The organism is Streptomyces sp. NPDC111744 (genome assembly GCF_055634995.1).
Genome location: NZ_JBVKCG010000008.1, coordinates 62,159 through 78,254, shown reverse-complemented (window position 1 = coordinate 78,254; position 16,096 = coordinate 62,159). Strand labels below are relative to the sequence as shown.

At 71.2% G+C, this 16,096-nt stretch carries 13 protein-coding genes; 10 read left to right on the top strand and 3 right to left on the bottom strand.

Annotated elements, in window-relative coordinates; genetic code table 11:
- Window positions 1–156: 156 nt before the first annotated feature.
- The 7 genes from ACZ7OO_RS19690 to ACZ7OO_RS19660 all read left to right on the top strand — a co-directional run bounded on the left by ACZ7OO_RS19690 (window position 157) and on the right by ACZ7OO_RS19660 (window position 8,704).
- Entirely contained in the window at window positions 157–1,395 is a 1,239-nt protein-coding gene (locus tag ACZ7OO_RS19690; protein WP_471506040.1) for an amidohydrolase family protein, read from the top strand.
- Window positions 1,392–2,336 carry an LLM class F420-dependent oxidoreductase gene (locus ACZ7OO_RS19685; RefSeq protein WP_471506039.1) on the top strand — a complete coding sequence of 315 codons (945 nt, stop codon included), beginning with the start codon at window positions 1,392–1,394 and terminating at the stop codon, window positions 2,334–2,336. The genes ACZ7OO_RS19690 and ACZ7OO_RS19685 overlap by 4 nt, the downstream gene beginning before the upstream one ends.
- 12 nt (window positions 2,337–2,348) lie before the next feature.
- Window positions 2,349–3,119, top strand: coding sequence for an SDR family NAD(P)-dependent oxidoreductase (locus ACZ7OO_RS19680; RefSeq protein ID WP_471506038.1), 771 nt, complete (start codon window positions 2,349–2,351; stop codon window positions 3,117–3,119).
- A gap of 97 nt (window positions 3,120–3,216) precedes the next feature.
- Window positions 3,217–4,335 carry an LLM class flavin-dependent oxidoreductase gene (locus tag ACZ7OO_RS19675; RefSeq protein ID WP_352220443.1) on the top strand — a complete coding sequence of 373 codons (1,119 nt, stop codon included), beginning with the start codon at window positions 3,217–3,219 and terminating at the stop codon, window positions 4,333–4,335.
- Window positions 4,336–4,446: 111 nt separating this feature from the next.
- The gene (locus ACZ7OO_RS19670; protein WP_471506037.1) at window positions 4,447–6,168 is read left to right on the top strand and encodes an N-acyl-D-amino-acid deacylase family protein; all 1,722 of its coding nucleotides are present in this window, start codon (window positions 4,447–4,449) and stop codon (window positions 6,166–6,168) included.
- A complete protein-coding gene (locus ACZ7OO_RS19665; RefSeq protein WP_471506036.1) occupies window positions 6,165–7,658 on the top strand; it encodes an aldehyde dehydrogenase family protein in 1,494 nt (497 codons plus the stop codon). The genes ACZ7OO_RS19670 and ACZ7OO_RS19665 overlap by 4 nt, the downstream gene beginning before the upstream one ends.
- A gap of 119 nt (window positions 7,659–7,777) precedes the next feature.
- A complete protein-coding gene (locus ACZ7OO_RS19660) occupies window positions 7,778–8,704 on the top strand; it encodes an NmrA family NAD(P)-binding protein (RefSeq protein ID WP_471506035.1) in 927 nt (308 codons plus the stop codon).
- 54 nt (window positions 8,705–8,758) lie between these two features.
- Here the strand turns inward: ACZ7OO_RS19660 and ACZ7OO_RS19655 are convergent, their stop codons facing one another.
- Together ACZ7OO_RS19655 and ACZ7OO_RS19650 are read right to left on the bottom strand one after the other, a co-directional pair.
- Window positions 8,759–9,154, bottom strand: coding sequence for a nitroreductase family deazaflavin-dependent oxidoreductase (locus ACZ7OO_RS19655; protein WP_471506471.1), 396 nt, complete (start codon window positions 9,152–9,154; stop codon window positions 8,759–8,761).
- Between the two features lie 441 nt (window positions 9,155–9,595).
- Window positions 9,596–11,107 carry a CehA/McbA family metallohydrolase gene (locus ACZ7OO_RS19650; protein ID WP_471506034.1) on the bottom strand — a complete coding sequence of 504 codons (1,512 nt, stop codon included), beginning with the start codon at window positions 11,105–11,107 and terminating at the stop codon, window positions 9,596–9,598.
- 166 nt (window positions 11,108–11,273) lie between these two features.
- Between ACZ7OO_RS19650 and ACZ7OO_RS19645 the strand changes: the two genes are divergently transcribed.
- From ACZ7OO_RS19645 to ACZ7OO_RS19635, 3 genes are all read left to right on the top strand, one after another.
- Window positions 11,274–12,119: an LLM class F420-dependent oxidoreductase gene (locus ACZ7OO_RS19645; RefSeq protein ID WP_471506033.1), complete on the top strand. Its 846-nt coding sequence runs from the start codon at window positions 11,274–11,276 to the stop codon at window positions 12,117–12,119.
- 182 nt (window positions 12,120–12,301) lie between these two features.
- Entirely contained in the window at window positions 12,302–14,890 is a 2,589-nt protein-coding gene (locus ACZ7OO_RS19640; protein WP_471506032.1) for a bifunctional FO biosynthesis protein CofGH, read from the top strand.
- Between the two features lie 88 nt (window positions 14,891–14,978).
- Window positions 14,979–15,548: a hypothetical protein gene (locus ACZ7OO_RS19635; RefSeq protein ID WP_471506031.1), complete on the top strand. Its 570-nt coding sequence runs from the start codon at window positions 14,979–14,981 to the stop codon at window positions 15,546–15,548.
- Between the two features lie 11 nt (window positions 15,549–15,559).
- Here ACZ7OO_RS19635 and ACZ7OO_RS19630 read toward each other — a convergent pair whose 3' ends face one another.
- Entirely contained in the window at window positions 15,560–16,066 is a 507-nt protein-coding gene (locus ACZ7OO_RS19630) for a DUF2165 domain-containing protein (protein WP_471506030.1), read from the bottom strand.
- Window positions 16,067–16,096 lie beyond the last annotated feature (30 nt).

Genomic DNA, 16,096 nt, shown 5'->3' with positions numbered 1-16,096 from the left:
GGTCCACACACCCTTCACAGTCCGGTGGCCTTCGTGAGCAGGCCCGGTCCGTGACCGAACGTTTCCGCGTCCCGCCCCGGCGGACCGTCAACGACTGCCTGACGAACCGTCACCCAGTAGCTGACGGTTCGTCAGATCGGCGCTACCGTGAGCGCCATGGACACCCAGGACGGCACCCTTCCGCTGATCATCTCCGTCGACGACCACACCGTGGAGCCGCCGGACGTCTGGCAGTCCCGCCTCCCGAAGAAGTACCTGGACACCGGGCCACGCATAGTCCGGGCCCCGCTCAGGGAGATGAGCTTCCTCGGCGGCCGGTTCAAGCCGGTCATGGGCAAGCCGGGGGAGGACGGCCCCACAGGCGACTGGTGGATGTACGAGGACCTGCACCGCCCCCTCACCCGCCTCGACACCGCGGTCGGCTACAGCCGGGACGAGATCAAGCTGGAGGTGATCACCTACGAACAGATGCGGGCGGGGTCGTACGACGTCCCGCAGCGGCTCGCCGACATGGACGTCAACCACGTCCAGTCCGCCCTCTGCTTCCCGACCTTCCCCCGCTTCTGCGGACAGACCTTCACCGAGGCCAAGGACCGCGAACTGGCCCTGCTCTGTGTCCAGGCCTACAACGACTGGATGGTGGAGGAGTGGTGCGGCCCGCTGGCCCAGGGCCGGCTCATACCCCTCATCCTCATCCCCCTGTGGGACGCCGCACTGGCGGCCGCGGAGGTCCGCCGCAACGCGGCCCGGGGCGTCCGCGCCGTCGCCTTCTCCGAGATCCCCCCGCACCTCGGGCTCCCCTCCGTCCACACCGACGACTGGGACCCCTTCCTCGCCGCCTGCGACGAGACCGGCACGGTCGTCGCCATGCACATCGGCTCCAGCAGCCGTATGCCCTCCACCTCCGCCGACGCCCCACCGGCCGTCGGCTCGACGATCACCTTCGCCAACTGCTGCTTCTCGATGGTCGACTGGCTGATGAGCGGCAAGTTCGAGCGCTTCCCCAACCTGAAGGTGATGTACGCGGAGGGCCAGATCGGCTGGATCCCCTACATCCTGGAGCGCGCCGACGTCGTCTGGGAGGAGAACCGCGCCTGGGGCGGCGTCGCCGACAAGGTCACCCGCCCGCCCTCCGAACTCTTCGCCGAGCACGTCTACGGCTGCTTCTTCGACGACGCCTTCGGCCTGCAGAACCTCGACGCGATCGGCCTCGGCAACGTGCTGTACGAGACCGACTACCCCCACTCCGACTCCACCTGGCCGAAGTCGCGGGAGGTCGGTGAGGCCCAGATGGGCCACCTGGCCCCGGACGTGATCCGGCGGATCGTCCGCGGCAACGCCATCGACCTGCTGGGCCTGACCCCGGAGGGCCTCTGGGACGGCGGTCCGAGGTGACCGACTACGGCATCCAGCTCCCCGTCCAGTCCCAGTCCACGATCTACGCCGAGGACTGGGAGGCGGCCGCGGGCGCCGAGGACCTGGTCGAGATCGCCCGTGCCGTGGACCGGGCCGGCTTCGCCTACCTCGCCGTCTGCGACCATGCGGCGATCCCGCACCGGCTCGCCCCCGCGATGAGCACGGTCTGGTACGACCCGGTCGCCACCCTCGCCCACCTGGCCGCCGTGACCGAGCGGGTACGGCTGCTCAGTCACGTCGCCGTCGTGGGCCTGCGGCACCCCCTCCTCTCCGCCAAGCAGTACGCGACCCTCGACCACCTCTCCGGCGGCCGCCTGATCCTCGGGGTCGGGGCGGGGCATGTGCGGGAGGAGTTCGAGGTGCTGGGCGTGGACTTCGGGCAGCGGGGCGCGGTCCTGGACGAGGCGATCGACGCGCTGCGTGCCGCCCTCGGCCCCGACGAGTTCCCCACCCACCACGGGAAGTTCTACGACTTCGAGGGGCTGGGACAGCGGCCCCGTCCCGCCCAGCGCCGGGTGCCCGTGTGGGTCGGCGGCTCGTCACCGGCCGCCGTACGCCGGGCCGCGCTCAAGGGCGACGGCTGGCTGCCGCAGGGCGACCCCAGGGACCGGCTGCCCGACCAGATCGCCCGGCTGCGGCGGCTGCGCGAGGAGGCCGCCCGCGGCGGAGCCGCTACTGGACGCAGCATGGAGCCGCTGACCATCGGTGCGATCACCGAGCCGCTCTACGTCGGCACACCGAAGTGGGACGTCGGCCGCCACACCCTCACCGGCACCCCCGAGGCCCTCGCCGAGTCGCTGCGGGCCTACGCCGCGATGGGCGTGCACCAGATCCAGGTGCGGTTCCGCAGCCGGAGCCGGGCCGAACTCATCGACCAGATAGGCGTGTTCGGGGCGGATGTCGCGCCCCGTCTGAGCTGAGGAGCGGGTGGCATGGGCAAGCTGGACGGGCGGGTCGTCATCGTCACCGGGGCGGCGCGCGGACAGGGCGAGCAGGAGGCGCGGCTCTTCGTCGAGGAGGGCGCGAGCGTGGTCGTGGCGGATGTGCTGGACGACCTGGGCGAGGCGCTCGCCAAGGAGATCGGGGCGCGTTACGTCCACCTGGACGTGGGCGTGGAGGAGGAGTGGCAGGCCGCCGTCGCCGCCACGAAGCAGGCGTACGGCCGGCTCGACGGGCTGGTGAACAACGCGGGCATCCTGCGGTTCAACGCGCTCGTGGACACACCCCTCGACGAGTTCATGCAGGTCGTGCAGGTGAACCAGGTCGGCTGCTTCCTGGGCATCAAGACGGTGGCGCCGGAGCTGGCCGACGGCGGGACCATCGTCAACACGGCGTCCTACACCGCACTCACCGGCATGGCGGCGGTCGGCACCTACGCCGCGACCAAGCACGCGGTGCTCGGGCTCACCCGGGTCGCCGCACTGGAGCTGGCCGACCGGCGGATACGGGTCAACGCGATCTGCCCGGGCGCCATCGACACGGCGATGTCCAACCCGGCGCGGCTCGACCCGACCGCCGACCCGGAGGAGATGAGCCGCGCCCTGGACGAGCTGTACCGCAAGCTGGTGCCGCTGGGCCGGATCGGACGGGCGGAGGAGGTGGCCAGGCTGGCGCTGTTCCTGACCTCGGACGACTCGTCGTACATCACCGGGCAGCCGTTCGTGATCGACGGGGGCTGGCTGGCCGGGGTCTCGGTAATCTGACGGACCATCAGCTATTGACGGTGGAAGCGGCCGGTGCGACAGTCGGCCAACGACGGTATCTGACGAAGCGTCAGAGAATATGGGACGGTGAACCGCCTTGGAATTCGGGCTCTTTGTACAGGGATACGTGGGCAAGCGCGCCGAGACCGACCCGCTGGCCGAGCACAAGGCACTGATGGAGGAGACCGAGTACGTCATCCAGGCGGACAAGTCCGGCTTCAAGTACGCCTGGGCCTCCGAGCACCACTTCCTGGACGAGTACTCGCACCTGTCGGCGAACGACGTCTTCCTGGGCTACCTCGCGCACGCGACCGAGCGCATCCACCTCGGCTCCGGCATCTTCAACCCCCTCGCCCAGGTCAACCACCCGGTGAAGGTCGCCGAGAAGGTCGCCATGCTCGACCACCTCACCGGCAACCGCTTCGAGTTCGGCAGCGGACGCGGCGCCGGCTCCCACGAGATCCTCGGGTTCCTGCCGGGCATCACCGACATGAACTACACCAAGGAGATCTGGGAGGAGACCATCGCCGAGTTCCCCAAGATGTGGCTCCAGGACGAGTACGCCGGCTTCCAGGGCAAGCACTGGCAGCTGCCGCCGCGGAAGGTACTGCCGAAGCCGTACGGCAGGTCCCACCCGGCGATGTGGTACGCGGCCGGGTCGCCGCCGTCGTACGCCATGGCGGCGAAGAAGGGGCTCGGTGTCCTCGGGTTCAGCATTCAGAAGGTCTCCGACATGGAGTGGGTGCTCGAGCAGTACAAGACGGCGATCGTGAACGCGGAGCCGGTGGGTGACTTCGTCAACGACAACGTCATGGTGACGACGACGGCGATCTGCGCGCCGACGCACGACGAGGCGATCCGGATCGCCGCGTCCGGGGGGCTGCACTACCTGCCCTCGCTGGTGTTCCGGTACCACGACACGTTCCCGCGGCCCGAGGGCTTCCCGGTGTGGCCGGAGACGCTGCCCGAGTACACACCGGAGTTCGTGGAGCTGCTCGTCGAGGAGGAACTGCTGATCTGCGGCGATCCGGACGAGGTGCTGCGGCAGTGCAAGCGGTGGGAGCAGGCGGGCGCGGACCAGCTGAGCTTCGGGCTGCCGGTGGGGGTGCCGAAGGAGGAGACGCTGCAGACGATCCGGTTGATCGGGGAGCACGTGATTCCGAAGATCGATACGGATCCCGTGCACCGGACGACCCGATTCCGGGGTGCCGCGTAATCGCCGTTGCGGGGCGCGGGTGCGTTGCGGCTGGTCGCGCTCACGCGGCGGAGCCGCACATCGATACATTCCCGCGCCCGTTTTCGGTACCGGAGCTGAAAAGGGAGCCCCATGCTTGATCACCTCATCAAGGGCGCGACCGTCGTCGACGGGACGGGTGCACCCGCGTTCACCGCCGACGTCGGTATCCGCGACGGTCGTATCGCCATCGTCGGCACCGTCACCGAGGATTCCCGCACCATCGAGGACGCCGCCGGGCTCGTCCTCGCCCCCGGTTTCGTCGACCCCCACACCCACTACGACGCACAGCTCTTCTGGGACCCGTACGCGACCCCCTCCCTCAACCACGGCGTCACGACCGTCGCCGCCGGGAACTGCGGGTTCACCCTCGCCCCCTTGAAGCCGGGGGACGCCGACTACACCCGCCGCATGATGTCCAAGGTCGAGGGCATGTCGCTGGTCGCCCTGGAGGAAGGGGCGCCCTGGAGCTGGACCGGCTTCGGGGAGTATCTCGACGCGCTCGAAGGGCGGATCGCCGTCAACGCCGGGTTCATGGTCGGGCACTGTGCCCTGCGCCGGTACGTGATGGGCCCGGATGCGGTCGGCGGGCAGCCCAGCGAGGAGCAACTCGCCGGGATCGTACGGCTGTTGCACGAGGCCATGGACGCGGGCGCCTGGGGCTTTTCCACCACCCAGTCCTCCACCCACTCGGACGGCGACGGACAGCCGGTCGCCTCCCGGCACGCCCGCCCCGAGGAACTGCTGGCCCTCTCAAGGGCCGTCGGGGAACACGAGGGCACCCAGATCGAGGCGATCGTCGCCGGCTGCCTCGACCAGTTCAGCGACGCCGAGATCGAACTGTTCGCCGAGATGAGCGCGGCGGCGGGACGGCCCCTGAACTGGAACGTGCTGACCATCGACGCGGCCGTGCCCGAACGCGTCCCCCGCCAGCTCCAGGCCAGTGAGCGGGCCCGGAAGGCGGGCGGCCGGGTCGTGGCGCTGACCATGCCGATCCTCACGCCGATGAACATGTCCCTCGGGACCTTCTGCGCGCTGAACCTGATACCCGGGTGGGGCCCGATCCTCGGGCTGCCGGTACCGGAGCGGATCGACAAGCTCCGCGACCCGGACGTCCGCGCGGGGATGCTGGAGCGCGCCCACTCGAAGGAGGCAGGTGTCTTCCGGCGGCTCGCGAACTTCGGGCGGTACGTCATCGGTGACACCTACAGCGAGGCCAACGCCGGGCTGTCGGGCCGGGTGGTCAAGGACATCGCGGCGGAACGCGGGCAGGACCCCTTCCACTGCCTCGTCGAGATCTGCGCGGCGGACGAACTCCGTACGGTCCTGTGGCCCATGCCCACCGACAACGACCCCGCCTCCTGGGCGCTGCGCGCCGAGACCTGGCAGCACGAGGACGTGATGCTGGGCGGGTCGGACGCCGGGGCGCATCTGGACCGGATGTGCGGGGCGCCGTACACGACCCGGTTCATCGGTGACTGTCTGCGCGGCCGGAAGCTGCTCGGACTCGAACAGGCGGTCAAGATGCTGACCGGCGATCCCGCCCGGCTCTTCGGGCTGCGCGAGCGCGGCCGGATCGCGGAGGGCTGGCATGCGGACCTCGTGCTCTTCGACCCCGAGCGGATCGCCGCCGGCCAGGCCACCCTGGTCCACGACCTGCCGGGAGACAGTCCCCGCCTGGACTCGAAGGCGATCGGGATACGGGCGGTCTGGGTGAACGGCGTCGAGGCCATCCGCGACGACGTGGTGAGCGGCGCCGTACCCGGAAAGGTACTGCGGTCCGGCCGGGACACCCGGACGGTGAGCACCCGGTGAGCGATACGGCGGACGGGCAGCGGCTGTTCGTCGGGGGCGCGTGGGTCGAGCCCGACGCCGGACACTACGAGGTCGTCGACCCGGCGACCGAGGGGACCGTCGGCTGGGCTCCCGAGGCCTCCGAGGAGCAGGTCCGGGCCGCCTGCGCGGCCGCCCGGGAGGCCTTCGACGGCTGGTCGCGGACGCCGGCGGCGGAACGGGCGGCGGTCCTCGGCCGGGCCGCCGACATCATCCGGGGCCGGCTGAAGGAGTACGCCGACCTGGCCCGGGCGGAGACCGGCGCGACGACAGGGACCGCCCGGGCGATGCAGGTGGGGGTGGCGGCGGCCCGCTTCCGGCGCTACGCCACCGTCGAACCGTCCGAGTGGGCGATCCCCCCGCAGATCAACGAGGCCGGCCATGGGGGCACCTCCCACGCCTTTAGGGCAGTGGGGGAGGGGAAGGCGGGCGTGATGGGCGCGCTGGCCGTGCGCCAGCCGGTGGGAGTGGTCAGTTGCATCACCTCCTACAACAACCCGTGGGCCAACCCGGCGGGCAAGGTCGCGCCCGCGCTCGCGATGGGCAACACGGTGGTGGTGAAACCGGCCCCGCAGGACCCCCTGTCCGTCTACCGGATGGCGGAGGCGCTGGAGGCGGCGGGCGCCCCACCGGGCGTGGTGAACGTCGTCTCCGGCCGGTCGACCGGCGTCGGCGAGACCGCCGTGGCCTCGCCCGACGTCGACATGGTGAGCTTCACCGGGTCCACGGCCGTCGGGCAGCGCATCGCCGAGGTGTGCGGGCGGGACATGAAGCGGCAGCTGATGGAGCTGGGCGGAAAGGGCGCGGCGGTCGTCTTCGCGGACGCGGACGTCGGCTCGGCGGTGGCGGGCATCGGCACCACCTTCTCCTTCTACAGCGGGCAGATCTGCACGGCGCCCACGAGGGTGCTGGTGCAGCGACCGTTGTACGACCGGCTGGTGGAGCAACTCGCCGCCTACGCGGGCCGGTTGAAGGTGGGCGACCCGACGGCACCGGACACGGTGGTCGGACCGCTGATCACGGCCGAACACCGGGCGCGGGTGGAGTCGTACGTCGAACTCGCGGGGAAGGAGGGCGCGACGGTGGTGACGGGCGGGGAACGACCGCCTCTGGAACGGGGGTTCTACCTCGGGCCCACGGTGCTCGCCGACTGCCGTAACGACATGCGCGCCGCCCGCGAGGAGATCTTCGGCCCGGTCGTCTCCGTCATCCCCTTCGACGAGGAGGAAGAGGGCATCGCCCTCGCCAACGACTCCGACTACGGCCTCATCGACTACGTCTGGTCGGGAGACGTGGCCCGTGCCTTCCGGGTGGCGCGGCGGCTTCGGGCGGGGGGCGTCGGCATCAACACCGTCGGGCGGAACATGGAGGCCCCCTTCGGCGGCTTCAAGAAGAGCGGGGTGGGCCGGGACGTCGGCTCCTACGCCCTGCACGCCTACAGCGAGGTGCAGGCGATCGTCTGGCCGGGGTGAGGGGACCGCGTCGGCAACGGCCGCTGCTCCTGCCGTGTGGTCCGCGCGGCGGGGCGCGCCGGGAGGCGGTCGGCGTCCCGTAGAAAGGCGGGGCGGGTTGCCGACTGCGGGAGGACGTCTTGCCGAGTACTGATCCGATCCTGGTCACCGGGGCCGCCGGTGGCGTCGGAGGCGTGGGCGGGAGGGTCGTCACGGAACTGCGCCGGCACGGGTTGCCGGTCCGCGCCCTCGTCCACCACGACGACGACCGCGCCACCGCGCTGCGGGCCGTCGAGGGCGTCGAGGTGGTCGTCGGCGACCTCACGCGCGGCGCGGACGTGGTGGCCGCACTGGAGGGGTGCCGCAGGGCCTACTACGGGATGAGCCCGTCGCCCGCGTACCTGGAGGCCACGGCGACCGTGGCGGCGGCGGTCCTTGCGGGCGGGCGCCTCGAACTGCTGGTGCACATGTCACAGATGACCGTCTCCCAGATGACCCTCACCAGCAGCGCGGAGTCGCACCAGCAGCGGCTGCACTGGCTCTCCGAACACGTCCTCAACTGGTCCGGGCTGCCGGTCGTCCACGTCCGGCCGACGGTGTTCATGGAGAACCCGCTCTTCGGCATGCTCGCCGTCGCCTCCGTCCGACGCGACGGCACCATCCGCCTCCCCTTCGGCACCGCACGCACCTCGCCGGTGGCCGCCCGCGACGTGGCCGCGGTGGTCGCCCGGCTGCTGCTCGACCCGTCACCACCGGTCGGCCGGGTCTACGAACTGACCGGCGCCGCCTCCCGCGACATGACCGCGATCGCCGCCGAGTTCTCCGAGGCGCTGGGGCGCACCGTGACGTACGTCGACGTGCCGTACGACGAATGGATCGAGCACGACCTCAAGCCGCTGGGCCTGACGCAGCACGTCTCCGACCACATCGCCACGATGGCCCGCCTGCACGGGGAGAACCGCTACGACCGGGCGACCGACGACGTGACGGAACTCCTGGGCCGCCCGCCGTCGGGTTTCGACAGCCTGCTCGACGCGACGCCGGGACTGCGGGCGGGGCAGGGGTAGCCGCCGGGGCGGCAGCGGAGCGGGTCGGGTCCGGCGGCCGGCACCCGGGCCCGCTCAGCCGTCCAGGTCCACACGCACCGTCAGCAGGTTCGTCCCGAGCAGCCGTACGGCCGCGCTGTTGCCCCGGGGCAGGGTGCGCAGCCGGGCCACCGGGTCGTCGTCGGGCATGAGGTGGGCCGTCCCCGCGTGCCACTTCCCGCCGATGCGGACCCGCACCCTCGGGTCGGCCTTGATGTTGCGGACGTACTGCGAGTGCTCGCCGAACTCCGACACCAGCCAGAAGGCCCCGCCGACCCGCCGGCCGCCCAGCGGCGTACGGCGGGGCAGCCCCGAGCTGCGCCCGGTGGTCTCCAGGAGGGTCTGGAAGGGGAGGAGCCGGGTCAGCGGGTTGGCGATGTGCCGCTGGAAGGCGGTGGTGGCGCGGAAACGGGTGTCGGTGGGGCGGGGCATGGTCGGCATGGTCCGTGCGACTCCTCATGGTTGCTGCCGTAGCTGCCTTTGCTTCCATGGTCCCCGACACGCACGCGAGGTGCTTGCGGCATCGGGAAACCGGGTGGCCGCCGATGCCGTCTCTCATGCCGACAGCAGGCACTTCTGTTGGAGGCACCGATGGCCCTGGTCGGCCTGTTCTGGATCACCGAGGACGCCGTGTACCTGGGGGCCGACCCGTCGGCACGGCGTCCGGGGTACGGCTGACGGAGGACGGCGTCGAAGTCCTCGGGATGGGCCACGGCATGTACCGGAGCTGGAGCGAGGTGCGGCGGATCGACGTTGGTGACGTGCCCGTGCGGTCCGCCGGCCGGCGCCTGGTGTCCGTGGCCCTCGACGCGCTGCTCGTGGCGGTGACCGGCGACGGCGAGCTTCCGCCCGCCTACACCGTGCGCGTGGGTGCTATCTGCCCAGGAAGATCGGGTTCGTCAGGGCCGCCAGGGCCCCGGGCACCGGGCCCGCCGCCGTCTCGTGGCGCAACTCCGCGCGCACGTACGCCGCGTACTGCGGGGTCGTCTGCCACTCGACCACGCCCGAGCCGGCCACCGGGAGCGGGTCGCTGGTCAGCAGGACGCCCTCGTCGGTGATGAAGCGGACCGTGCAGCGCGGGGCGCCGGAGGCCTCCAGGCGGACGGTCACCGGGGTGTCGGCGGCCACCTCCAGCCGCTCGCCGATCCCGGCCTGCTCGCCGCGCCCGCCGGTCGCCGTGAACGTGAGCGACACGTTCTTCGACTCGGCGATGTACGAGCGGCCCGCGCGCAGACCGTCCTGGATGGCCTCGCGGGTCAGGTCGTCGGCGAGGACGACCGTCTGGGGCGCGCCGACGGCGTCCGGGTCGCGGTGCGCGTCGCTGTTGCCCATCGCCGGGAGCCATTCCTTGTCGTCACGTACCGAGGCGACCAGCGTGGCGTCCCAGGCGTTCAGGGCCACCTCGTCGTCGGGGGTGTAGGGGCCGTTCCACACCTCGACCGCGTCCGCGTCCCCGAACCCGAACTTCCAGGCGCAGCCCACACACGTGGCGTGCGGATGCGCCGGTACGACCAGACCGCCGGCCCTGTGGATCTGCTGGGCGAACCTGCCGAACCGGTTGTCCCGGGCCCGGTAGCGCCAGTCGACGAAGGTGCCCGGGTCGGTGCCGAGAGCGACGACATGGCCGTTGCGGGTGGTGATCTCCTCGCCGAGCATGATCAGCAGGTCGTCGCCGGCCTGGTCGGCCCAGTGCGCGTGCGACGCGTGCGTGTTGTGCTCGGAGGAGTTGATGAAGTCCAGGCCGGCCGCGCGGGCCAGCGCCGCGATCTCGGCCGGGGTGCGGCGGCCGTCGGAGTACCAGGAGTGCAGGTGGCAGTCGCCCCGGTACCAGTCCCGGCCCCGGCCCTTCGCACGGGACGGCGGGTACACGGGCCGGACGGGGGTGCCGGGTTCGCCGTACGTCAGCGTGATCGTCAGCTCGTAGTTCAGGCCCTGTGGGGCGACCGTGTAGGGGCCGAGGGCGACATACCAGGTGCCGGCGTGGACCGGGCCGGGAAGGTAGCCGGGGGTCGCGTCGTCGGCGCGGACGAAGAACTCCGTGCGCGCCCCGCCCGACCAGCCCCTGAAGCCCTTGCCGCCCAGCTCGGTGCCGTGCTGGTCGAAGAGGCCGATGTCGAGGGCGTTGCCCGTGGTGCCGGCCGGGACGCTCGGCCGGTCGTAGGTGTAGGAGACCTTGATCTCCCGGACACCGGCGGGTACCTCGACCGGTACGTACACGAAGTCGGGGCAGCCGGGCGGCAGCGTGCCGCGTACCGTCGCCGTCTGCTGAGTCCCCTGGCCCTGACCGTCCGCCGCTGCGAAGCTCACGGTTCCCAACGTAAGGGCTGCCGCCGCGCCCGTCACGAACAGCGCGCGTCTGCCGATGCCGTGCGTGTCCTCACACATGCCGTCGACTCTCCTCTCCCGACGTGAACTCCCATGGAAGGACAGGGAATCCACAGGCATCCGTATGTCACGTGCATAGCCGTGTGGACAGAAGTGTGAAAGGTGGGGCGCGTGATGCCGACCAGTCGGTATGGACATATCGCGCCACCCCCGGTACAGATGCCCCATGCGTATAGCCGTCACGATCTTCCTCACCGACGAGACCATCACCCCCGTCCGGCTCGCCCGCGAGCTGGAGGCCCGCGGATTCGCCGGGCTGTACCTGCCCGAGCACACGCACATCCCGGTCGAGCGGACCACCCCGTACCCGGCCGGCGGCGACCTGCCCCGTGAGTACGGCCGTACGCTCGACCCCTTCGTCGCCCTCGGCCAGGCCGCCGCCGTCACCGAGCGCCTCGGCCTCGGCACCGGCATCACCCTGGTCGCCCAGCACGACCCGATCGACCTCGCCAAGCAGATCGCCACCCTCGACCACCTGTCCGGCGGCCGTTTCACCCTCGGCGTCGGCTTCGGCTGGAACGTCGAGGAGGCCGCGGACCACGGGGTGCGGTGGCGGACCCGGCGGGAGCTGACCCGGGACCGGATGGCCCTGATGCGGGCGCTGTGGACGGCGGAACCGACCGCCTACGAAGGTGAGTTCGGGGGCGTACGGGCGAGCCAAGCGTTCCCCAAGCCGGCGCAGAAGCCGCGCGGGCCGGTCGTCGGGCCCCGCACGCTGGTCGGCGGGGCCGCGGGGCCGAAGCTGTTCGCACACATCGCGGAGTATGCCGACGGGTGGATGCCGATCGGGGGACGCGGGCTGGCGGAGTCGGTGCCGGCGCTGCGGGAGGTGTGGGCCGGGGCGGGGCGTGATCCGGGGGCGCTCCAGGTGGTGCCGTACGCGGTGCAGCCGACGGCGGGGAAGCTGGCGCACTATGCCGAGCTGGGGATCGAGGAGGTCGTGGTGCAGCTGCCGCCGGCGGGGGAGGGGGAGGTGCTGGGCGTGCTGGACGCGTGTGCTCAGTACCTGTGAGGGAGTTGCCCGCGCCCCCGAAGGGGCACACTGTGGCGCCCCTTCTTTCAGGGGCGCGGGACTGTATCGATGTGCGGCCACCGCCGCGTGGGCGCGACCAGCCACAACGCACCCGCAGTCGCCCACGCGCAGCACGCCCCCGGGCCCACTGAACCCGCCCAGCCCGAACGTATGCTCAAAGAATGACGACTTCCGCGATCCCCGGAACCGGCGGCCCCACCGAGAACTCCATGCGTCGCGCCCTCAAACGCGCCCGGGACGGTGTCGCCCTCGACGTCTCCGAGGCCGCCGTTCTGCTCCAGGCGCGCGGCGAGGCACTCGACGACCTCGCCGCGTCCGCCGCCCGCGTGCGCGACGCCGGTCTGGAACAAGCGGGCCGCCCGGGTGTCATCACGTACTCGAAGAGCGTCTTCATCCCCCTCACCCGCCTGTGCCGCGACAAGTGCCACTACTGCACGTTCGTCACCGTCCCCGGCAAGCTGCGCCGGGACGGGCACGGGATGTTCATGTCCCCGGACGAGGTCCTCGACATCGCCCGCAAGGGTGCGGCCCTCGGCTGCAAGGAAGCCCTGATCACCCTCGGCGACAAGCCCGAGGACCGCTGGCCGGAGGCGCGCGAGTGGCTCGACGCGCACGGTTACGACGACACGATCGCCTACGTCCGGGCCATCTCCATCCGCATCCTGGAGGAGACCGGCCTGCTGCCGCATCTCAACCCCGGCGTGATGTCCTGGACCGACTTCCAGCGGCTGAAGCCGGTCGCCCCGTCCATGGGCATGATGCTGGAGACGACCGCGACCCGCCTCTGGTCCGAGCCGGGCGGCCCGCACCACGGCTCCCCCGACAAGGAACCCGCCGTCCGGCTGCGGGTCCTGGAGGACGCGGGCCGTTCCTCGGTCCCGTTCACCTCGGGCATCCTGATCGGCATCGGCGAGACGTACGAGGAGCGGGCCGAGTCCCTTTTCGCGCTGCGCCGCGTGGCCCGCTCGTACCACGGCATCCAGGAACTGATCATCCAGAACTTCCGCGCCAAGCCGGACACGGCGATGCGCGGCATGCCGGACGCCGAGCTGGACGAACTGGTCGCCGCGGTCGCGGTGGCCCGCCTCGTCATGGGTCCGGCCGGCAACATCCAGGCCCCGCCCAACCTGGTCGACAGCGAGTACGAACGCCTCATCGCGGCCGGCATCGACGACTGGGGCGGGGTCTCCCCGCTGACCATCGACCACGTCAACCCCGAACGTCCCTGGCCGCAGATCGAGGAGCTGGCCCGGAAGTCGGCCGCCGCCGGCTTCGAGCTGCGGGAACGTCTCTGTGTGTACCCGGAGTTCGTGCGCCGCGGCGAGCCCTGGCTGGACCCGCGGCTGCGCCCGCACGTGGCCGCGCTGGCGGACCCGGAGACGGGCCTGGCGGTCTCCGGCGCGGTCGTCGAGGGCCATCCGTGGCAGGAGCCCGAGGAGGTCTTCACCGCCTCCGGCCGCACCGACCTGCACACCACCATCGACACCGAGGGCCGTACGACCGACCGGCGCGACGACTTCGACGAGGTGTACGGCGACTGGGGCGCCCTGCGTGAGGCGGCCGCCCCCGGCATGGCACCCGAGCGCATCGACACCGACGTGCGCCAGGCCCTGGCGACCGCGGCCGACGACCCCACGAAGCTCACGGACACCGAGGCCCTCGCCCTGCTCCACGCGGACGGCCCGGCACTGGACGCGCTGACCGGGATCGCCGACGACGTCCGCAGGTCGGCGGTCGGTGACGACGTCACCTACATCGTCACCCGCAACATCAACTTCACCAACGTCTGCTACACCGGCTGCCGGTTCTGCGCCTTCGCCCAGCGCCGCACGGACGCCGACGCGTACACGCTCTCCCTGGACCAGGTCGCCGACCGGGCCCAGCAGGCGTGGGAGGTCGGCGCGGTCGAGGTCTGCATGCAGGGCGGTATCCACCCCGACCTGCCCGGCACGGCGTACTTCGACATCGCGAAGGCGGTGAAGGAACGGGTGCCCGGCATGCATGTGCACGCCTTCTCGCCGATGGAGGTGGTGAACGGCGCGACACGCACCGGCATGTCGATCCGGGAGTGGCTGACCGCGGCGAAGGAGGCGGGCCTGGACACCATCCCCGGCACGGCGGCGGAGATCCTGGACGACGAGGTGAGGTGGGTCCTGACCAAGGGCAAGCTCCCCACCGCCACCTGGATCGAGGTCGTCACCACCGCCCACGAGGTGGGCATCCGCTCCTCCTCCACGATGATGTACGGCCATGTCGACCAGCCCCGCCACTGGCTGGGCCATCTGCGCACCCTGGCCCGCATCCAGCAGCAGACCGGCGGCTTCACGGAGTTCGTGACCCTGCCCTTCATCCACACCAACGCCCCCGTCTACCTCGCGGGCATCTCGCGCCCGGGCCCGACCATGCGCGACAACCGGGCGGTGACGGCGATGGCCCGCCTCCTCCTGCACCCGCACATCCCGAACATCCAGACAAGCTGGGTCAAACTGGGTACGGAGGGTGCGGCGGAGATGCTCCGCTCGGGCGCCAACGACCTCGGCGGCACGCTGATGGAAGAGACGATCTCCCGTATGGCGGGCTCCTCCTACGGCTCGTACAAGTCGGTACGCGACCTGATCGCCGTGGCCGAGGCCGCCGGCCGTCCGGCGAAGCCCCGTACGACCGTGTACGGCGAGGTGTCCGAGGAGCGTCAGCGGGCGGCGGAGGCGTCCGACGGGCACCTCCCGGAGCTGCTGCCGGTGCTGGACTGAGCGGCGAGCGGCCGGGCAGCGCACAGTACGATGATCCGACCCCTGTGCGAATACGTAGGGGGCCTCATAACGGAGGAGATGCGTACCCGTGGCTGCCCGACTGCTGCCCTCCTGGGTCTGGGTCACCGGTCTGACGGCGGGGGCGACGGTGGCCGTCGTCTTCCTCGCCGTACAGGCCGACAAGGGGCCGCACCCCACGGCCGCGGCGGTCCGCCCGTCGGCGAGTGCGTCGGCGGGCGCCCACCCCTCCGTGTCCCCGAGCCCGACCAAGGCCCCCGAGATACCGGCGGCCTCCGGCACGGGCCGCCGTATCGTCTACTCGCTCGGCGCCAAGCGGGTGTGGACGGTCGACGCGAGCGACAAGGCGACCCGCACGTTCACGGTGTGGCCGGGGACGGTGAGCCCCGACCCCGGCACGTACACGATCTCCAGGACCCGGTCGTCCACGACCGGCTCGGACGGCGTCCAGATCGAGCACATCCTCTACTTCGCCGCGAAGTCGGGGCTGTCGATCGCCTTCTCCAACGCTGTCGACGGCTCCTCCCCGCCGCCCGCCGCGGGCAAGCAGACCAGCGGTATCCGCATGCACACGGCGGACGGCGCGGCCCTGTGGACGTTCGGCACGGAACCGAACACCAAGGTGACCGTGGTGAAGTAGCGGGCGGTCGCTCAGGCGTCCTGATCCCGGCCCGAAGGGCTCAGCTGTACGACGATCAGCGCGATCCCGGTGAGCACCAGTACCCGGGTCGCGGCGTCCAGCCCGTTCCAGGTCTTGGACTGCCACATGGAGAACCACTCACCGCCGATGGCGATGAACCCGGCACCGAAGAGCAGCACGAGCATCAGCAGACCGTAGGTGGACAGGCGCCGCGCAAGCCCGTTGTCCCGCCGGAACCACAGCACGGTCCCGGCGATGAGCACGAGCGCGGCGACGGTCTCCCACACGATGATGGCGACGTAAGCGGTGTTCTGAAGTCCTCTGTTCGTAATGGCCCGCCACATCAGATCGTCGTCCTTGAACGTCGTGTCCATGGCCAGCACATGCTGGACGAACGCCTGGTTGGTACCGAAGTCGGTGATGTTCCCCAGGGCGACGAGAGCGATGTAGAGAGCGACGGTGCCGGTGAGCAGGGCAGCGGCGAGTGAGAGCGCACGAGGCGCGTGGGAGGTGGACATGTCACCGTCCTTCCCCGCCTCGCCGATTCA